Source organism: Neisseria sp. P0006.S009 (genome assembly GCF_051962915.1).
GTDB lineage: Bacteria > Pseudomonadota > Gammaproteobacteria > Burkholderiales > Neisseriaceae > Neisseria > Neisseria subflava_E.
In genome coordinates this window covers 108060-128300 of the sequence record NZ_JBQCUV010000002.1, presented here as the reverse complement: position 1 = coordinate 128300, position 20241 = coordinate 108060, and the positions used below count along the sequence as shown (strand labels likewise).

The following is a 20241-nucleotide window of genomic DNA, read 5'->3' as shown; positions in this document are numbered from 1 at the left end:
ACGTTATGATGAAAAATCGAGTGACCAACATCCATTTTGTCGGAATCGGCGGCGTCGGCATGAGCGGTATTGCCGAAGTTTTACACAATTTGGGCTTTAAAGTTTCCGGTTCGGATCAGGCGCGTAATGCCGTTACTGAGCATTTGAGCGCTCTCGGCATCCAAGTTTACCCAGGTCATACTGCCGAACACGTCAATGGCGCCGACGTGGTTGTTACCTCTACTGCGGTTAAAAAAGACAATCCTGAGGTTGTTGCCGCGTTGGAACAGCAAATCCCCGTCATTCCGCGCGCGTTGATGTTGGCAGAATTAATGCGCTTCCGCGATGGTATCGCTATTGCCGGTACGCACGGCAAAACCACAACCACCAGCCTGACCGCTTCCATCCTCGGCGCGGCAGGACTCGACCCGACTTTCGTTATCGGCGGCAAGCTCAATGCCGCTGGTACCAACGCCCGTTTGGGTAAAGGCGAATACATCGTCGCAGAAGCCGACGAATCCGATGCTTCTTTTCTGTATCTGACGCCGATTATGTCCGTCGTGACCAATATCGATGAAGACCATATGGACACTTACGGCCACAGCGTTGAGAAGTTGCATCAGGCGTTTGTGGATTTCATCCACCGTATGCCGTTTTACGGTAAGGCATTCTTGTGTATCGACAGCGAACACGTCCGCGCGATTTTGCCCAAAGTGAGCAAGCCTTACGCCACTTACGGCTTGGACGATACTGCCGATATCTACGCGACCGATATTGAAAACGTTGGCGCGCAAATGAAATTTACCGTTCATGTTCAAATGAAAGGGCATGAGCAAGAGCCGTTTGAAGTTGTTTTGAATATGCCCGGCCGCCACAACGTCCTCAATGCGTTGGCGGCTATCGGCGTTGCGCTGGAAGTTGGTGCATCGGTTGAGGCCATTCAAAAAGGCTTGCTCGGCTTTGAAGGTGTCGGCCGCCGCTTCCAAAAATATGGCGACATCAAATTGCCAAACGGCGGAACCGCGCTGCTGGTGGACGATTATGGCCATCATCCTGTCGAAATGGCGGCAACTCTGGCCGCCGCACGCGGTGCATACCCTGAAAAACGCTTGGTCTTGGCTTTCCAACCACACCGCTATACCCGTACACGCGATTTGTTTGAAGACTTCACCAAAGTCCTCAATACCGTTGATGCGCTGGTGTTGACCGAAGTTTATGCCGCAGGCGAAGAGCCGATTGCCGCGGCCGACTCCCGCGCTTTGGCGCGCGCCATCCGCGTATTGGGCAAACTTGAGCCGATTTACTGCGAAAACGTTGCCGATCTGCCGCAAATGCTGCTGAATGTTTTGCAGGACGGCGATGTTGTGTTGAATATGGGTGCCGGCAGCATCAACCGCGTTCCGTCTGCATTGGTGGAATTGTCGAAACAATCATAATAAACAGGCATATTGGCCTTTGAGGACAGATAGGTCGTCTGAACAATATTCAGACGGCCTGTATCAGTATTTAAGAAAGTGGAAATTATGCAGAATTTTGGCAAAGTGGCCGTGTTGATGGGTGGCTTCTCCAGCGAGCGCGAAGTTTCGCTGGATAGCGGCGCCGCTATTTTGGCTGCCTTGAAAAGCAAAGGTGTCGATGCCCATGCGTTCGACCCCAAAGAAACCCCGTTGTCTGAATTGAAAACACAAGGTTTTCAGACGGCCTTCAATATTCTGCACGGCACTTTCGGCGAAGATGGCGCGATTCAAGGCGCGTTGGAATTGATGGGTATTCCTTACACCGGCAGCGGTGTGGCCGCTTCTGCGTTGGGTATGGACAAATACCGCTGCAAACTGATTTGGCAGGCTGTGGGCTTGCCTGTTCCTGAGTTTGCCGTATTGCATGACCACAGCGACTTTGATGCCGTTGAAGAAAAATTGGGCCTGCCGATGTTTGTGAAACCTGCCTCAGAAGGCAGTAGCGTCGGCGTAGTAAAAGTAAAAGAAAAAGGCCGTCTGAAAAGCGTTTACGAAGAATTGAAACACTTGCAGGGCGAAATCATTGCCGAACGCTTTATCGGCGGCGGCGAATATTCTTGCCCGGTATTGAACGGCAAAGGCCTGCCGAGCATTCATATTATTCCGGCTACCGAGTTTTACGACTACGAAGCCAAATACAACCGTGACGATACGATTTATCAATGCCCGTCGGAAGATTTGAGCGAGGCGGAGGAAAACCTGATGCGCGAACTGGCTGTGCGTGGCGCGCAGGCGATTGGTGCGGACGGCTGTTCGCGCGTGGACTTTCTGAAAGATACAGACGGTAAACTGTATCTGTTGGAAATCAATACCTTGCCTGGTATGACCAGCCATAGTTTGGTGCCAAAATCTGCAAGCCATACCGGCGTAGATTTTGCTGATTTGTGTATTGAGATTTTGAAGACCGCTCATGTGGGATGATGCAGGCGCACTGGGTCGGCTGACCCGCCGGCTATTGTTGCTGATGACCTTTCTGCTGATAGGTTCGGGCATAGCTTGGCTTTACAATTCCAAATATTTCCCTGTGAAACAGATTGCCATTCAGGGTAAGCTGAAATATGCCTCCAGCAAAGAATTGCAAACTGTTGCACGAGAGCATATCAGGGGTAATATGTTCCGCGCCGATATTGATTCGGCGCAGGCCGCTTTTCAGGAATTGCCTTGGATTGACTCGGCAATGGTACGCCGCCGTTTTCCGGAAACCGTGGAAATTATCCTGACCGAGCGCGTGCCGGTTGCACACTGGCGTGCTGGCGGCTTGGTCGACAGTAAGGGCAATGTGTTTGCCGCAAGCCTGAAACAGGACCTGCCTATATTTGAAGGGCAGCAGGGGACAGGCAAAGACATGGTCAAACATTATGCGGACTTTTCCGGTATTTTGAGTCCGTTGAAGCTGACCATCAAAGAATTGATCTACACGCCGCGTTCGGCATGGCTGCTTGTATTGGACAACGGCATTACCGTGCGCTTGGGGCGTGAAAACGAAATTAAACGTTTGCAGCAGTTTGCCCAGATTTGGCCGTCGCTGCTGCGTAAAAAACAAAGTCGTATCGAGTATGTCGATATGCGTTATAAGGATGGTTTTTCAGTCCGTTACAGGCCGTCTGAAAACCCTTCCGACAGTGAATAGCCGATTAGACGTGAAGCAATCTTGTTTCAAAAATAATCAAACCGTCAGTCAGACAACATAGCGAACGAGCAATTATGGAACAACAACAAAATAAATATATCAGTGCCTTAGACATTGGTACGTCCAAGGTCATCGCCTTAATCGGTGAGATTCGGGAAGATAACGAAATCCACATTGTTGGCTTGGGTCAAAGCCCTTCACGCGGTCTGCGTGCAGGTATGGTGACCAACATTGACGCTACCGCGCAAGCCATTCGTCAGGCGGTAGAAGATGCCGAGCTGATGGCAGATACCAAAATTTCCCACGTCGTCACCGGTATTGCCGGTAACCATATCCGCAGCCTGAATTCACAAGGCGTGGTAAAAATTAAAGATGGCGAAGTATCACAAGCCGACATCGATCGTGCCATCGAAACGGCCAAAGCTATCAATATTCCGCCTGATCACAATATCTTGCATACTGTGGTTCAAGAGTACATCATCGACAACCAGCCAGGTGTGAAAGAGCCTATCGGCATGAGCGGCGTGCGTTTGGATACCCGTGTTCACATCATTACCGGTGCGAACACTGCTTTGCAAAATATCCAAAAATGTATCCAACGTTGCGGCCTGCAAATGGATCAAATCATGCTTCAGCCTTTGGCAAGCGGTCATGCTGTTTTGACTGAAGACGAAAAAGATTTGGGTGTGTGCGTCATCGATATCGGTGGCGGTACAACCGACATTGCGGTTTATACCAATGGTGCAATCCGCCATACTGCGGTTATTCCCGTTGCCGGCGATTTGATTACCAAAGACTTGGCACAAGCCTTGCGTACGCCGCACAGTGCAGCCGAGTACATCAAAATCCATTACGGTGCCGCGATTCCGACTATGGACGGCTTGGACGAAATGATTGAAGTTCCTAGCGTTGGCGACCGTCAATCACGTCAAATTTCACGCCGTGTATTGGCTGAAATCATCGGCCCGCGTGTAGAAGAAATTTTGGAGTTGACGCTGAACGAATTGCGCCGCTCCGGTTTCCCAGAAGAAGTGCTGACTTCCGGTATCGTTTTGACCGGCGGTGCTTCTATGTTGACCGGTATTGTTGAGTTGGCGGAAGAAGTCTTCAACCTGCCGGCGCGTATCGGTGTTCCACAAGAAATGGGCGGCGTATCCGAGCGTATTCGTAATCCACGCTATTCAACAGCGATCGGCCTGCTTCAGACGGCCTATGCTGCCGAAGAGGGTGAGCAAACCAGCCGAACCGGTGCGATTGCACTGAATGATTCAGGCAAAAAAATGGGTCTGTGGGAAAAAATCCAAAGATTCTTCAGAGATAATTTCTGATAAAAGTTTTCAGGGCAGGCGGTGCAGCAACCGTTTGTCCTGAATATTTAAGTGAAATTAAACAGTTTTAAATAATTGCCAAGTGAATAATTTAAAACTTGTATATTTTCTGTTAAAAAATGTAGTAAAAATATAACGCCGACAGCCGAATGGTAAGAAGATTTTTGCCAGTATCTGAATACTTCTTATATAATACGGATAATGAGTTATTTTTGAACCGTCCTTATAAAGCGGGGCGCGGAGGATTATTGAATGGAATTTGTTTACGACGTAGCAGAATCAGCAACGAGCCCTGCTGTTATTAAAGTTATCGGTTTGGGTGGCGGCGGTTGTAATGCCATCAACAACATGGTTGCCAACACTATTCATGGTGTTGAGTTCATCAGTGCCAATACCGATGCGCAATCATTGGCTAAAAACAATGCGGCTAAACGCATTCAATTGGGTACAAACCTGACTCGCGGTTTAGGTGCCGGTGCAAATCCTGAAATCGGCCGCGCTGCTGCCCAAGAAGATCGCGAAGCCATCGAAGATGCCATCCGCGGTGCAAACATGCTGTTCATCACTACCGGTATGGGTGGCGGTACAGGTACCGGCTCTGCTCCTGTTGTGGCTGAAATCGCTAAAGAAATGGGTATCCTAACCGTTGCGGTTGTGACCCGTCCGTTTGCTTACGAAGGCAAACGCGTACACATCGCTCAAGCAGGTTTGGATCAGCTCAAAGAGCGCGTTGATTCCCTAATTATTATCCCGAATGACAAATTGATGACTGCCTTGGGCGAAGACGTGACCATGCGTGAAGCTTTCCGTGCGGCCGACAATGTATTGCGTGATGCGGTTGCCGGTATTTCCGAAGTAGTGACTTGCCCGAGCGACATGATCAACTTGGACTTCGCCGACGTGAAAACCGTGATGAGCAATCGCGGTATCGCCATGATGGGTTCAGGTTTCGCACAAGGTATCGACCGTGCCCGTTTGGCTACCGATCAAGCTATCTCCAGTCCGCTCTTGGATAACGTTACTTTGGATGGTGCACGCGGCGTATTGGTAAACATTACCACTGCTCCTGGCTGCCTGAAAATGTCTGAGTTCAATGAGATTATGCGTATTGTCAACCAAAATGCACACCCTGAAGTGGAATGTAAATTTGGTGCTGCCGAAGACGAGAGCATGAGCGAAGACGCTATCCGTATTACCATCATTGCTACCGGCTTGAAAGAAAACGGTACTGACAACCAACTGCGCGCTGCTGCCCGTACCCAACAATTGGTACGTGGTGCGGAAGAAGCGCCTCAAGCTCAAAGCCAAAGTAGTGCTGAAAGCCTGGTTCGTACCAACCGCAATATCCGTTCTATGAATTTGACTGCGGCTGATTTCAGCAACCAGTCTGTACTGGATGACTTTGAAATTCCGGCTATCTTGCGTCGTCAGCAACATACTTCTGAGAAATAATCAGGATAATGTATGAAAAGACCTGCCTTTAAGGCAGGTCTTTTTTATTAGCAAAATAAACTTAAGGCCGTCTGAAAATTTTCAGACGGCCTTAAGTTTTCAAATAAAGCAAATAACAAGCCTACCCTTTATTGAGAATTTGTTTGTTTTCGCCCTCGCGGCGCAATTCTTTAGGCAAGACAAATACAATGCTTTCTTCTGCACCTTCTCCTTCGCGTATGGTCTCGTGCCCCCAATCTTGAATGGTTTGTAAGACTTCTCGAACTAAGACTTCGGGCGCAGATGCACCGGCAGTGACACCAACCTTGGTTTTGTTTGCAAACCATTCTTTTTTCAGATAGGAAGCATTATCGACCATATAGGCATCAACTCCGCGTAATGCGGCTACTTCACGCAAGCGGTTGCTGTTGGAAGAATTGGGCGAACCGACAACAATTACGATATCGCATTCTTCGGCCAATTCTTTAACAGCAGTTTGGCGGTTGGTTGTGGCGTAGCAGATGTCTTCTTTATGCGGATTACGGATATTGGGGAAGCGTTGGTTTAAGGCCGCAATAATGTCTTTGGTTTCATCTACCGATAAAGTGGTTTGGCTGACGTAGGCAAGTTTGTCAGGATTTTTGACGTTCAGTCCGGCTACATCTTCCACTGTCTCAACCAGAAACATTTTACCCGGAGGCAATTGTCCCATCGTGCCTTCTACTTCGACGTGGCCTTTGTGGCCGATCATAATGATTTCGTAATCTTGCTCATCGAGGCGGGCTACTTCTTTATGGACTTTGGTTACCAGAGGGCAGGTGGCATCAAAAACGCGGAAACCACGTTGTGCCGCTTCTTCCTGTACAGCTTTGGATACGCCGTGAGCAGAGTAAATCAGCGTTGCGCCCTTTGGGACATCCGCCAAGTCATCGACAAAGACGGCACCTTTTGCCCGCAGATTGTCCACGACGAATTTGTTGTGAACGACCTCATGGCGGACGTAAATGGGCGCGCCGAACTCTTCGAGTGCACGTTCAACAATGCTGATGGCGCGGTCAACGCCGGCACAGAAGCCGCGGGGATTGGCAAGGATAATGGTTTTTTGAGTCATGTGTGTTCCGTTTTCAGACGGCCTTTGTGTCGTTTGAAGGTGTTTTTTTGTGCAGCAAACCATCTAATACCAAGCAAACTGCGCCAACGCAGATAAAGCTGTCGGCAATGTTAAATGCTGGGTAAAACCAGTTTTGCCAATAGAAAAGCAGAAAATCGACAACGTGGCCGTGAATCAGACGGTCAACCACATTGCCAATTGCGCCGCCGATAATCATGGCTGCACCCAGTTTGCCCCAGCGTCCAAACTCATCGCGCCAGATGGCACGGGCCAAATACAGGCTGATGACGACGGCCAGACCTAAAAAGAAGAATTTTTGCCAGCCGCCTTGGTCGGCCAAAAAGCTGAATGCCGCGCCTGGATTATAGGCAAGCGTCAGGTCAAAAAAGTCTGGAATGATATTGAGGCGTTCGCCTTCGGTAAAGTGTTTCAAGATTTCCCATTTGCTCAGTTGGTCAAGAATGATGGCAACGAGGGAAAGTAAGAAAAAGGGCGTTTTTGCAGTAGAGGATGAACTCATGTTTTCAGACGGTTTATGTAATAAAGGGCTTATTTTACCTGAAAGCAGGCTGGAAGTGTTTGCGATGGCAATGACGGGAAGGCCGTCTGAAAATACAAACGCCACCACTTGAATGTATCAAAGGGCGGCGTGGTAAGCATGTGCGGGCTTATTGGTTTTTAAGCAATGGGAAGCCCAGTTTCTCGCGGCTTTCAACGAATTTTTGAGCAACGATACGGCTCAGTGCACGAATGCGGCCAATGTAGGTTGCGCGTTCGGTAACGGAAATGGCGCCGCGTGCATCCAAGAGATTGAACGTGTGACCGGCTTTGAGTACAAGCTCGTAAGCAGGCAGGGCAAGACTGGTGTCTTCAACTGCAAGCAGGCGTTTGGCTTGTTCTTCGTAGTCGTTGAATTGGCGCAAGAGCCAATCGGCATCGCTGTATTCGAAGTTGTAGGTGGATTGTTCGACTTCGTTTTGATGATAAACATCACCGTAAGTGACGATGTTGCCATCAAGGGTTTTTGCCCAAACGAGGTCGTACACATTTTCCACGCCTTGCAAATACATGGCGAGACGCTCGATACCGTAGGTGATTTCACCAAGTACAGGGGAGCAGTCGATACCGCCGACTTGTTGGAAGTAGGTGAATTGGGTTACTTCCATGCCGTTGAGCCAAACTTCCCAACCCAAACCCCAAGCGCCGAGAGTAGGGTTTTCCCAGTCATCTTCGACAAAACGGATGTCGTGTACTTTAGGGTCGATACCCAATTCGCGCAGTGAGTCGAGGTATAGGTCTTGAATATTGGCGGGAGCTGGTTTGAGCGCAACTTGGAATTGATAGTAGTGTTGCAAGCGATTGGGGTTGTCGCCATAGCGGCCGTCTTTGGGGCGGCGGCTGGGTTGAACGTAAGCGGCAAACCAAGGCTCCGGGCCTAACGCGCGCAGGCAGGTGGCTGGATGCGAAGTACCGGCACCGACTTCCATATCGAAAGGTTGGATAACGGTGCAGCCTTTGTCTGCCCAGTAGTTTTGTAATTTGAAAATAATTTGTTGGAAGGTGAGCATGGTGGATGGAATAGATTGGAATAAAGAGGGTATTTTACTGTTTTGAGCCTGTTTTGGATAGGCTGAAGGAAGCGGCGCAGTTTATTTGCCGTCCAATAGGTCTGAAAAGGGGTCGTCTTCCGAAGAAACGGTGTATTTTTCTTGCGCCCATTCGCCTAAATCAATGAGTTTACACCGTTTGCTGCAGAAAGGGCGGTAGGGGCTGTCGGTGTTCCAAACGACTTCTTTGTGGCAGGTTGGACATTTTACAACAGGAGCGGTCATGCAGTTTCTTTCAGTGATTGTGCAATGGATTGATAGTATTGATGCAAACGGGCAACCTTGATTTTTGCTTCTTCCAAGCTATGGGTATTGTCCAACACATCGTCGGCATGAAGCAGTCTGTCAGAGCGAGAAGCTTGGGTGGCCATGATTTGACGCGTTTGTTCGTCTGAAAAACCATTGCGTTGGTGTACGCGTTCGATTTGGACGGACTCTGGAACATCTACAACCAAAATGCGGTCAATCTCCGCTTTAAATGCTGGATTCTCAATTAAAAGCGGTACATCGACAATGCCGTAGGTGGAGAAGGCAAGTTGTTGTTTCTGCTTTTGGATTTTGTTTAAGATTAATGGCAGAAGCAGGTTTTCCAGTTGTTTTTTGGATTGAGGCCGTCTGAAAACTTCTTCCCGTAAAGCCATACGATTCAGACGGCCTTCATGATCAAAAACCTCATCACCGAAAAGTTGGCGGATGGCTGGAAGGGCTTCGCCGTTTTCAGCGGTCAGTGAGCGGCTGATGGCATCGGCATCGATAATGGGTATGCCAAGCTCGGCAAACATTTGGGCGATAGATGATTTGCCGCTGCCGATACCGCCGGTCAAGCCTATCCATAATGTCATTATCGGAATCCTGATTGTACGAGCCACCATTGTACCAGTTGGGTAATAGGTGCATTGGCAACCAAAATAATCCATCCTGCCACAGCAAGGCTGGGACCAAAAGCAAAATATTGGCCTTTGCCGACGCGGGCAATGAGTGCGCCCACCAGTCCGACCAAGGCAGCCATGAAGATCAGAACAGGCAAAATTCCTACGCCCAGCCATGCCCCAAGTGCGGCCAAAAGTTTGAAGTCGCCATTGCCCATGCCGATTTTACCGGTCAGAAGTTTATAGACGGCGCATAAAGTATAAAGGCTCATATAGCCTGCGATTGCACCCCAAACGGCTGAATGCAGGGGCACGAATGTATCGTTCAGATTAAACAACAGACCGATCCAAATTAGGGGCTGAGTCAGGCTGTCGGGCAAATATTGCGTATCGGCATCGATAAAGGTCAGCGCAATCAATATGGCAGTCAGAATCAATCCGCCAATAGTCGCCCATGACCAGCCGTATTGCCATGCGACAATACCGAATAAGACACCTGTCAGCAGCTCAATCAGCGGATAGCGTATGCCGATTGCGGTTTTACAGGAGTGGCATTTTCCGCCCAGGAAAACATAGCTGAGGATGGGGATGTTGTGCCAAAGTTTGACTGGGCTTTTGCATTTTGGGCAGCGTGAATCCGGTTTGCGCAGATTAAATGGCTGTTTTTCTTCATCTGTGAGCTCGATGCCCAAATGCTCTTTAGAAAATTGTGTCCATTCGCGTTCCATCATTATCGGCGTACGATAAATGACAACGTTCAGAAAGCTGCCAATCAGTAATCCCAAAATAACGGCTAAAGGAATGGCGAATGGTGCAAGAACGGAGAGGGCGTCGATGGCAGAGTAAATACTATCAAGCATATCAACCTACGACATTACCCAAGTTAAACAGAGGCAGATACATGGCAATCAGCAAGATACCGATGAGCGAACCCAATACCACCATGATGATAGGCTCCATCAAGGCAGATAAGCGGGAGACGGAGTTGTCTACTTCATCTTCGTAGAATTCGGCCGCTTTGTTCAGCATATCATCCAAAGAGCCTGACTCTTCGCCGATGGCCGCCATTTGAATCACCATGTTGGGGAACATATCAGTACTTTGCATGCTGGATGTCAGCGACAGACCTTGTGTTACCTTGGCACGGATGTCTTGAGTGGCTTCTTCATAGAGAATATTGCCGGATGCGCCTGCAACTGAATCTAATACTTCCACCAAAGGAACGCCGGCTGCGAAGAGGGTAGAAGTCGTACGCGCCCAACGAGCAATGGTCGCTTTACGGACGATGGTACCGAAGATAGGCAGCCTCAAAATCAAAGCATCGATTCGCTTTTGGAAGGTGGGCGATTTCTCATGGAGTTTGTACAGGCCGAAGGCGGAAGCAATCAAAAGGATGATCATAATCCAGCCGTAATCGACAAATAAATCGGACAAGTTCATGACGAGTTGGGTAAGGCCTGGCAGCTCTGCACCCATATTGGCATAAACTTCTTTAAAGGCTGGCAGTACAAACATCATCATGATGAAGATAAGCGCGATGGCCACCACGATAATGGCAATCGGGTAGGTCAGCGCGGTTTTAACCTTTTTCTTAATGGCTTGGGTTTTTTCTTTATAAACAGCCAGTTTGTCCAATAAGCTTTCCAGTACGCCGCCGGATTCGCCTGCGCTGACCAGGTTGCAATAGAAACGGTCGAAATATTTTGGATATTTGGAGAACGATTTGCCTAATGCGCTACCTTGTTCGACATCGGAGCGAACCTGCATCAGCATTTCGGTCATGCTCGGATTGGAGTGGCCGCGCGCAACGATTTCAAAAGCCTGCATCAGCGGCAAGCCTGCCTTCATCATCGTTGCCAGTTGGCGCGTAAACACCGTGATGTCTTCTTGGGTAATGCGACGTTTGCGTGCGGTTTTGACTTTGCTGATGCGCAAAGGACGAATGCCTCTGCGCTGGAGTTTTTTGCGTGCCTCTTCTTCATCTTTGGCAACTACTTCGCCGCGGACAAGTCGTTCGGTCTCGGTATTTTTTCCTTCAAATGTAAAACGCTTGCCTTTGCTTCTTGAGCCGAACAGACTTCTTTTTTGCTCTGCTTGAGCCATGAGTTATCCCTTGTTAGTAAGAAATAAAGCGGACTGTTTCCCCGTGCCGCTTTATTTTAATTTTCGAAAATATGGCAGTTTAGTCATTGGTATGAGCAGTCACTTCTTCCAACGAGGTCAGGCCTTGCATGACTTTCATGAGGCCGGCGCGACGCAAGTCTACCATGCCTTCCTGATAGGCCATGTTCATGATATCAACTTCTGTACCGTTGTTCATAATGACTTTTTGCATTTCATCGCTGACCGGCATGACTTCATAAATACCGACGCGGCCTTTAAAGCCTTTGCCACGGCAGCTGTCGCAACCAACCGGGCGGTAGAGTTTCCAATCTTGAGCCAAGTCCGCATCGGTAAAGCCGGCTTTTTTCAATGCCGGAACCGGCGGGCGCTCAACTTCGCGTTTGCAGTTCGGGCACAGTCTGCGCAACAGCCTTTGCGCCATAATCAGGCTGACCGAGCTGGCGATGTTGAAAGGCGCAACACCCATGTTCAAAAGGCGGGACAGCGTGGCCGGTGCATTATTGGTATGCAGGGTCGAGAAAACCATGTGGCCGGTTTGTGCGGCTTTAATGGCAATGTCGGCGGTTTCCAAGTCACGAATCTCACCGACCATAATAATATCAGGATCTTGACGCAAGAAGGATCGGAGTGCGGTGGCAAACGTCAGGCCTTGTTTTTCATTGACGTTGACTTGGTTGACGCCTGGTAGGTTAATCTCGGCCGGATCCTCTGCCGTTGAAATGTTGACATCTTCCGTGTTCAAAATGCTCAGGCAGGTATAGAGCGAAACGGTTTTACCCGAACCTGTCGGACCGGTAACCAACACCATGCCGTAAGGGCGGTTGATGGCCTCAAGCAGCATTTCTTTTTGGAAAGGCTCTAAGCCGAGTTGGTCGATATTGAGCGATGTACCATCGGAATTTAGGATACGCATCACCACTTTTTCGCCGAATAATGTCGGCAAAGTGCTGACACGGAAGTCAATCGGACGGCCGTGTTTGTGGAAGGCAATTTGAATTCTGCCGTCTTGCGGAATACGTTTTTCAGAAATATCCAAACGCGCCATCACTTTGATGCGCGATGCCAACTGGCCGCGCACGGCGACAGGCGGCTGTACGACTTCGCGTAATTGTCCGTCCACGCGGAAACGGACGCGTGCCATTTGCTCGTAGAATTCAAAGTGGATGTCCGATGCGCCCGCGTTCAGGGCATCGGATAAGGTTTTGTGGATGAAACGGGGGATAGGACCGTCTTCAGCTTCTTCATTGTCGATATAAAGCGATTGAGATTGCTGCGTTGCTTCATGTTCGTCGTTGATTTCTTTCAGAATGGTGGTCGAACGTTGGCCCAACCATTCCAGCAATGAGCTGAGCTGGTCGTCTGGAACCACTACCAAGTCGACACTTAAACCTGAAGCAAAAGCGATTTTTTGAAAGTTTTGGATTTGGGTCGGATCGGATACGGCGAAATAAACCTTGCGTCCGCGTTTGAAAATCGGAATGCAACGATTTTGCACCATTTGCTCTTCCGTCAGAATGTCGCTGACTACATTATTGCGCGGGTAGTAGTGCAAATCCAAAAGAGGATAGCTGAATATGCGCGCGACTAACTCTCCCAAAGCTTTAGGGGAGATGATGCCGTCTGAAAATAGGTTGGGCAGGATTTCTTTGCCCGATTGTAAAAGGCTGTTGTAATGTTCCGCTTGTTGATTTGAGATGGTCTGGCTTTGAACCAAAACACGCAATAATCCGACACTCATTTTATTTTCCGTTTCTTGTGCAGTTTTCCCTTTAATTTAGAGGAAAGCCGTATTATTTTATCATTATTATGATTAAAGCATATATTTAATTATGCAAATCTGCTTAAGTTGCAAAGACATGCTTCTGCTTTAATTGTATTTTTATTTCAGACGGCCATTATAAAGCAAGGGGAATAGGCGTTAAACTCGATATTTTGGGATTATGATGAAAAAACAACAATTTTGTCGTATGAATCCAATCAATAACGAAATTATATTTCATGTTGCTATTGCTTGTTTGGAGATGGCAGAAAAGGTTGTTTTGATGGACAGACGGTTGGAATTTGAAATATGAAAAGGCCGTCTGAAAAGAGGAAACACATAATTTCAGACGGCCTTTGTTTTTGATTCTCTTATCCGTAAATCTTGGTTCGGATTCCAACAAGGGAATTGATTGCCAAACTGCTGTTTACAGCTTCCGGTAGATCGGACTGGGCGAACAAATTTTCTACTTCGTTAACCAATGTTTCTGCACGCGCCAACAGTTCATTGTAAGGAAAAGAACCGCGCTTGATGGCCAGTAATTCGTCACGATTGGGACGGCGTGGCCGGATTTCGCCATAAAGGGCAATATCGCGCGCGGTTTCAAGCAGGCGGAAGATGTGCATCATATTTTTTGCATCGTAACCTTGGCCGTGCGCCTGCGTGCCTTGATAGCGTGTTTCGTTGCGTTCTGTCAGCCATTGTTGATAAGAGGCATATTCGCGGCAGTAGCTGCTGTATCCGTCTTGGTTGAAGGATAGATGGGCAAGCGGTGTTTCGCCTTCTGGAATGGTGCTGAGTGAAAGCGTTGTGGCTTCGGGTTTGGGTGCAATACCGTGGTAGCCAAGTGTGCCGTCGGTATCGTAAAACAGGGCATAAAGTTCTCGGGCGTGGGCTATTTTGATTAAGCCTACACGCCTTTGTTCCATTCCGCGTTGTGCAAGCCAGTACTGTAACGGTACGGTTTGCCTGCCTTCTATGATGTGGCAGAAATCAAGGATGCTTTTCTTTTCAGACGGCATCGGATTGCTGATTTTTTTATTCAATCCCCGTGCTTTTTTAATTTGTCCGTAAGCATAACCTGCAAAACTTTGCTGGCAGGTTTTGGAGATAAACCATTCGGTTTTGAACGCATCCATCAATGGCGAACGGTATCGCACACAGTCGGAAGGGGAAGCCAGCAGCTCCAGCGTGTTCGGATTGCTTTGCAGCAGCAATTCGATAAACCGTCCCAGTTCGTAATACACAATGTCGTTGGTTTCATTGCTGATTTGTGGGATGTATTCCATGCCGTAAAACATGAATTTGGGCAGATAAAACACGCCTTTGATGTCGGTATCGGACTCGGGCGTTGCCAAACCGTAGGCGCGGCTGCCGGACACGGCTTCAAGCAGAATCAGGTTTTGCGTGTACAAGTCTTCGAGGGTCAGCATATTCAGACGGCCTTTTATGGATAAATGCTTGCCAAGGTGGAGCGGAACAATTCGTTCAAAGGCCCGCTATCAGCAGGTTCGGCAGCAGGGGCAGACAAGGCAGAAACTTCGTTATATAGGTCAACAGTCAGCTTTTGCAGCTCTGGCGATAATGTGTGCAGATAACTTTCGTCTTGTCCTGTTTTTAATGCGACTAGATCAGTAATTTGGGTAGCACAATCTGTCTGCCACTCATTCATCAACTCAACCAAAGTCATTGGCGGAATACCGCCTTGTTTCACTGCCCAGCGAGCCGCCAATAAAGGGCGCAAGACGTAAAACCATTTTTTCAATTTAATCGGCTGTGCCAAATCCATGGCTTTCAAAGCATTGCCAGCGATACCGCGATAATGGTGCAACAACGCGGCGGCTTGGACGTATTGGGGAGCAAGTTCGTTCAGACGGCCTATGAATGCCTCATCTTGTGTATAAACAATCGGAGAACGCAGCCATTCCAGCAATACGGCATTGCTTTTTCTCAACAGGCGCAAAGCCTTGCGGATGTCCCAACCGCCTACGTCAAACCATTGGTTTTCAATAAATTCAAAAGTATCTTTTGCTTCATCAATTTGCAGATAATATTCTTGCGGGCGGATATAAATGGTGCGAACGTCATAATCGCTGTCGGGCGAAGCAAAGCCCCATGCGCGGCTTCCGCTCTCCGCCGCCAGCAGAAAATGCAGTGGTTCGGCAAGTGAAATTTGAGTCAGTTTTTCTTGAATAGTTTGTTTCATGATGTTTCCAGAAAAAAGCCGTCTGAAAACCTAAAGTTTCCAGACGACATTTTAAATATTTTTCCCTATGCCTTTAAATTTCTCTACAAACACAGAAATTTTTTGGAAGACACTTTGTTTTTTCGTTAAATACTGTGGGTTGAGCGGGCTCATTTTAGGCAGGGCTTCGGTTAGTTCCGTTCCGTTTTCACTGGCATAGCCGCGTTTGAGTGAGCTGGTTAAATAGCGTTTGGCGGCGGTTTCGTTCAGGCCTTCGGCGGCAATCAGCTCTGCTGCTTCGCTCTTCATCACTTCTTGCGCGTATGCGTAAAAGGTTTCTAGTATGGTAGGAACGTCGGGGACTTTATCCAAATCCGTATCGTTGATGAAATCCACAATCAGGCTCTCTTTGGCGCGGTGGCCGATGCTGGCGCGGATGATACGGCGGATTTCTTCTACCAGCTCCGCTTTGCCTTTGATTTTTTTGTGGTGCTCGAAAACCAGTTGCAGGATGTAATCCAGATTGATTTCCTGCGATTTGAGCAAATCCACCTCAAAAACCACATCGTCCCAATCGATTTTTGATTGCTCTTTCTGTTCGCCTGCTTTTTGGCGGCGCAGCCAGTCTCGGATGTCGTTATAGGCGGAACGGTAATCCTGCACGGCTCTTTCAGACGGCATCGGCACTTGCCGCATTTCCTGCACGTCTTCATCGCTCAAGTAGTATTTTTCCTGAAACGCCTTCATAGCATCTTCGTCCGCCGCATCCACATTCTGCAACTCACACAGCGCGGCAAATTCATCGTAGTTCTGCAATACGTTTTCCGCTCTCAGGTATTCGCCGAAGAGTTTGGCAAAATCTTTTTTGTCTTTTTCCGTTTCGATTTTGTCGGGATCGGGGAAACGCTCGTGTAATTCTTTTGCTATATCTAGATAACCGCGCCGTGCTTCGCCAGTCTGATCATCGGTATAGCCGTTCATGTATTCTTCGTAGCTTTTTTCCAGTACGACGTTTTTGGTGTTTTTGTCGCCGAATAGAGTTATCGCATCAATGGTTGCCTGCTCCAAATCGCGGAAGCAGACAATATTGCCGAAGGTTTTGGTGGCATCGTAAATGCGGTTGGTGCGAGAAAACGCCTGCATCAGGCCGTGATAGCGCAGATTTTTATCGACAAACAGCGTATTCAGCGTCGGCGCGTCAAAACCCGTCAAAAACATGCCGACCACAATCAGCAAATCCACTTCCTGGTTTTTCACCCGTTTTGCCAAATCGCGGTAGTAGTTCTGAAAGGCTTTGCTGTCCGTGCCGAAATTGGTTTTGAAACAGGCGTTGTAATCGTTGATGGCAGCCTGCAAAAATTCTTTCGCGCTGCTGTCCATCGCTTCCGGTTCGAAGGTCTCGTCAACAATTTCACCGACGGCGTTTTGCTCTTCGTTGGCTGCAAAGGAAAAAATGGTGGCCACTTTCAGCGGGTTCAGGCTGCCTGCCTGTTGTGTTTTGAACGCTTCGTAATAGCACTTCGCCGCATCCACGCTGCTGACGGCAAGCATGGCGTTAAAGCCCTTGCCGCCCGCATTCAAGCGGTGCGTTTTCTGCCTGAACTGGTTCAGGATATATTGCGTGATTTCGCGGATGCGTTCGGGATGCAGCAGGGCTTGGCGGTTTTCGGCGGCACTTAGTTTTTTCTCGTCCTGTTCCGCTTCCACGGCTTTGAACTGCGGGCGCACATCGTTGTAATCCACTTTGAATTTCAATACTTTTTCATCGCGGATGGCATCGGTAATCACATAAGAATGCAGCTCCCGCCCGAACACGCCCGCCGTGGTTTCCGCGCCCAAAGCGTTTTCGGGAAAAATCGGCGTACCGGTAAAGCCGAACTGGCAGAATTTTTTAAATTTCTTTTTCAGATTTTTTTGCGCTTCGCCAAATTGCGAACGGTGGCATTCGTCGAAAATAAAGACAACCTGCTGGTGATAAACCGGCAGATTATCTTCACCCTTCATCAGGTTATTCAGCTTTTGAATGGTGGTAACGATGATTTTGTTGTCGTCTTTTTCCAAATTGCGTTTCAAGCCCGCCGTGCTTTCCGAACCATTCACGCTGTCGGGCGAAAAACGTTGGTATTCTTTCATCGTCTGATAGTCCAAATCCTTCCTGTCCACCACGAAGAAAACCTTGTCGATAAACGCCGATTCCGTCGCCAGACGCGCCGCCTTAAAGCTGGTCAGCGTTTTGCCGCTGCCCGTGGTATGCCAAACATAGCCGCCGCTTTCCGGCTTGCTCCAATTCTTCGCCTGTGCCGAACTGTTGATTTTCCACAAAATGCGTTCGGCAGCGGCAATCTGATACGGCCGCATAATCAGCAGCGTATCATTCGCATCGAACACGCTGTAATGCAGCAAAACGCTCAGCAATACGCTTTTCTGCAGGAACGTGGCGGTAAAGTCTTTCAAATCCTTAATCGGATTATTGTCCGACCGCGCCCAATTCATCGTGAAATCAAAGCTGTTTTTGTCGCGCTTGGTGGTGTTGGCGAAATAGCGCGTGTCCGTGCCGTTGGAAATCACGAAGATTTGCAGGAATTTGAACAACGAATTTTCGCTGTTGAAGCTCTCTTTGCTGTAACGGTGCACCTGATTGAATGCTTCACGCACCGCCACGCCGCGCTTTTTCAATTCAATCTGCACCAGCGGCAAGCCGTTTACCAACACGGTAACGTCATAGCGGTTTGCATGCGTGCCCGTCTGCTCAAACTGGTTGATAACCTGCACATGGTTGCGGGCAAGGTTTTTCTTGTCCAGCAGATAAATGTTTTTCAGACGGCCGTCATCAAAAGCGAAATCATAGATATGGTCGTCGTGGATTTTGCGGGTTTTATCGGTAATGTTTTCAGACGGCCTGTCCAGATATTCCGTTAAAAACCTCGCCCATTCGCCGTCTGAAAACGCCACATCGTTCAGCCGCTGCAACTGGGCGCGCAGGTTTTCCAGCAGCCTGCTTTGGCTGTTCAAGTCTTTGCGGTATTCGTACCCCTGATTCTGCAAATCGGTGATTAACTCCGCTTCCAACTGGTTTTCCGATTGGTAGCTGCCCGACTGTTCGATTTTTTCATATTGGTCAAGCACGATGAAATTCGGCGTTTCGGCGATGGGTTTGGTTTCGAGGTTCACGGGTCGTCCTTTGCGGTATCGGGTTTTAAACGGTTTGATGTTCGGATTGGGCTACCTGAAAATGTGCAGGCTGCTTTTTCAGGCTGCCTTGGGGAAGGCAAGCAGCTGTTCGCGGTAATATTCGTATTGTTTGCGGCGCAGGGCGATTTCGTGCGGCAGGCCTTCGCTGATGGAGTGGGTCAGGGTGTCGAATTTGTCTAGGATGGCGGCAATTTTTTCCTGTTCGGGGAGCGGAGGGATGGGGATTTTAAGGGATTTAAGTTGACCAGCTGTAAGAAGGGGTTGTCCTGCTCCTCGTGCAAATTGATTTAATTTCATATTTTTTAATACGTAAAACAAATATCCAAATAGAATGTTATCTTTATTATCAATAATTAAGGTATTGTCTGAAACATCATATTCACCTTCTCCAATATGAACAAAACCAGCATTTGCACCTACACGAGCTACCAAAATGTGTTGTTTGCCATAAACTTTTTCATTTGTTTTTCCAATAACTCCCGTCGATCCATAAATGGGATAAATACCATTTATATCTCTTTTTTTGTTTTTCCCGGAAGAAATATTATGGCAAACCTCCCCTAACGTTTTCCAAACCACATCTTTCAGACGGCCTTTATAGCTATCAGCTATCCCCCCTCCGATTTGATTGTCAAAATCTAAAAGAAAGTCGCGGTAATACTGGTATTGGCGTTTGCGCAGGGCTAATTCTGCTTCCAGCGTAGCTTCCAGCGTAGCTTCCAGCTCGGTGAATTTATCAAGTATTTTTACAATTTTTTGCTGAGTTTCCAGGGGCGGGATGGGGATTTTTATTTCTAACATCTTTGCCTTTGTTAACTTTGCTCTATCTCCTCCTACTAAATAAGGGATAAAATTCATCTGTCTCAAATAATGAAATAGAAATCTATTATTCAATAGTTTATTACCCTGAACAACATGAACGTGATTATTCGCCCAAAATTTTCCTACTACCCATTGAATAGAATAATTAGTTAAGCTGGCAGAGCCATCTTCTGCAATTAGTAAAAATTCTCCATCGTGCGTATATCCATCAACATAGTCCTGGATATTATTTGCACCATAATAAGGAATTTTGCCTGCGACACGTAAAGATGCTTTAACAGGCTTCCTTAAGTTATCTGCAATAAGACACACCTCCCCCAACGGCTTCCACTCCACCGGTGCCGTCTGAATCATCTCAATCAATTTTTTCGCTTTGCTTTGCATATCCATGGTTGTTTTCCGTTTCTTTCCCGCTGCGGCGGGATGTGGGGCGGTTTTGTCCGCCGTAGGGTGGGCTTCAGCCCACCAATCCGCCTGCTGTTTTGCCGTTGTTTCGGTGGGCTGAAGCCCACCCTACTTTGTCTGCAAGGTGCGCGCCGACCAATATTCATTGCCTGTTTCGTCGATGTGTTTGGCGTTTTCAAAAGCGTTGTTTTCTGTTGTCATGTATTTTTCCCCGAAAATTTCTTGATTTGAACTTGTAAGGATTGCTTACAGGTTGCCGCCCGTATTTTCAGACGGCCTCTT

17 protein-coding genes and 1 pseudogene are annotated in these 20241 nt (G+C 48.2%); 5 read left to right on the top strand and 13 right to left on the bottom strand.

Translation table 11 applies throughout. The features are described from left to right. Nucleotides 1-5 precede the first annotated feature (5 nt). The 5 genes from murC (at nucleotide 6) to ftsZ (ending at nucleotide 5906) form a co-directional block, all read left to right on the top strand. Complete coding sequence (gene murC, locus ACTHTK_RS04365; protein WP_070826291.1) at nucleotides 6-1415, top strand: UDP-N-acetylmuramate--L-alanine ligase; 1410 nt, start codon at nucleotides 6-8, stop codon at nucleotides 1413-1415. A gap of 87 nt (nucleotides 1416-1502) precedes the next feature. Beyond that, the gene (locus ACTHTK_RS04360; protein ID WP_371459639.1) at nucleotides 1503-2417 is read left to right on the top strand and encodes a D-alanine--D-alanine ligase; all 915 of its coding nucleotides are present in this window, start codon (nucleotides 1503-1505) and stop codon (nucleotides 2415-2417) included. Then, nucleotides 2407-3126, top strand: a complete 720-nt coding sequence (locus ACTHTK_RS04355) for a cell division protein FtsQ/DivIB (protein ID WP_107723743.1) — start codon at nucleotides 2407-2409, stop codon at nucleotides 3124-3126. The genes ACTHTK_RS04360 and ACTHTK_RS04355 overlap by 11 nt, the downstream gene beginning before the upstream one ends. Nucleotides 3127-3200: 74 nt before the next feature. After that, nucleotides 3201-4454, top strand: coding sequence for a cell division protein FtsA (gene ftsA, locus ACTHTK_RS04350; RefSeq protein WP_003682483.1), 1254 nt, complete (start codon nucleotides 3201-3203; stop codon nucleotides 4452-4454). A gap of 252 nt (nucleotides 4455-4706) precedes the next feature. Continuing rightward, nucleotides 4707-5906 carry a cell division protein FtsZ gene (gene ftsZ, locus ACTHTK_RS04345; protein ID WP_003682480.1) on the top strand — a complete coding sequence of 400 codons (1200 nt, stop codon included), beginning with the start codon at nucleotides 4707-4709 and terminating at the stop codon, nucleotides 5904-5906. A gap of 121 nt (nucleotides 5907-6027) precedes the next feature. On the opposite strand, the gene ispH is transcribed toward ftsZ, so the two are convergent. The 13 genes and pseudogenes from ispH to ACTHTK_RS04280 all read right to left on the bottom strand — a co-directional run. Next, nucleotides 6028-6996 carry a 4-hydroxy-3-methylbut-2-enyl diphosphate reductase gene (gene ispH, locus ACTHTK_RS04340; RefSeq protein WP_107723742.1) on the bottom strand — a complete coding sequence of 323 codons (969 nt, stop codon included), beginning with the start codon at nucleotides 6994-6996 and terminating at the stop codon, nucleotides 6028-6030. Between the two features lie 13 nt (nucleotides 6997-7009). After that, nucleotides 7010-7516, bottom strand: a complete 507-nt coding sequence (lspA, locus tag ACTHTK_RS04335) for a signal peptidase II (RefSeq protein ID WP_308905100.1) — start codon at nucleotides 7514-7516, stop codon at nucleotides 7010-7012. A 148-nt stretch (nucleotides 7517-7664) separates the two neighbouring features. Beyond that, nucleotides 7665-8564 (bottom strand): glycine--tRNA ligase subunit alpha, encoded by a 900-nt coding sequence (gene glyQ, locus ACTHTK_RS04330; RefSeq protein WP_003685919.1) that lies wholly within the window; start codon nucleotides 8562-8564, stop codon nucleotides 7665-7667. A gap of 81 nt (nucleotides 8565-8645) precedes the next feature. After that, entirely contained in the window at nucleotides 8646-8828 is a 183-nt protein-coding gene (yacG, locus tag ACTHTK_RS04325) for a DNA gyrase inhibitor YacG (protein WP_003682475.1), read from the bottom strand. Continuing rightward, nucleotides 8825-9445 carry a dephospho-CoA kinase gene (coaE, locus tag ACTHTK_RS04320; RefSeq protein WP_440378405.1) on the bottom strand — a complete coding sequence of 207 codons (621 nt, stop codon included), beginning with the start codon at nucleotides 9443-9445 and terminating at the stop codon, nucleotides 8825-8827. Before coaE ends, yacG begins: the two co-directional genes overlap by 4 nt. Further along, nucleotides 9445-10332, bottom strand: a complete 888-nt coding sequence (locus tag ACTHTK_RS04315; RefSeq protein WP_440378404.1) for a prepilin peptidase — start codon at nucleotides 10330-10332, stop codon at nucleotides 9445-9447. Before ACTHTK_RS04315 ends, coaE begins: the two co-directional genes overlap by 1 nt. Before the next feature lies 1 nt (nucleotide 10333). After that, nucleotides 10334-11575, bottom strand: a complete 1242-nt coding sequence (locus ACTHTK_RS04310) for a type II secretion system F family protein (RefSeq protein WP_070843323.1) — start codon at nucleotides 11573-11575, stop codon at nucleotides 10334-10336. 79 nt (nucleotides 11576-11654) lie between these two features. Next, complete coding sequence (pilB, locus tag ACTHTK_RS04305; protein WP_440378403.1) at nucleotides 11655-13334, bottom strand: type IV-A pilus assembly ATPase PilB; 1680 nt, start codon at nucleotides 13332-13334, stop codon at nucleotides 11655-11657. A 392-nt stretch (nucleotides 13335-13726) separates the two neighbouring features. Then, a complete protein-coding gene (locus tag ACTHTK_RS04300; protein WP_107723735.1) occupies nucleotides 13727-14788 on the bottom strand; it encodes a DNA polymerase beta superfamily protein in 1062 nt (353 codons plus the stop codon). A 14-nt stretch (nucleotides 14789-14802) separates the two neighbouring features. Further along, nucleotides 14803-15561, bottom strand: coding sequence for a nucleotidyltransferase domain-containing protein (locus ACTHTK_RS04295; RefSeq protein ID WP_107723734.1), 759 nt, complete (start codon nucleotides 15559-15561; stop codon nucleotides 14803-14805). A gap of 51 nt (nucleotides 15562-15612) precedes the next feature. Further along, on the bottom strand, nucleotides 15613-18711 hold the full coding sequence (locus ACTHTK_RS04290; RefSeq protein WP_440378402.1) for a type I restriction endonuclease subunit R: 3099 nt from the start codon (nucleotides 18709-18711) through the stop codon (nucleotides 15613-15615). Between the two features lie 78 nt (nucleotides 18712-18789). After that, nucleotides 18790-19944, bottom strand: coding sequence for a restriction endonuclease subunit S (locus ACTHTK_RS04285; RefSeq protein ID WP_199903866.1), 1155 nt, complete (start codon nucleotides 19942-19944; stop codon nucleotides 18790-18792). 132 nt (nucleotides 19945-20076) lie between these two features. Further along, nucleotides 20077-20160, bottom strand: a pseudogene (locus tag ACTHTK_RS04280) (DNA-damage-inducible D domain protein); the annotation flags it as partial. Nucleotides 20161-20241: the final 81 nt, after the last annotated feature.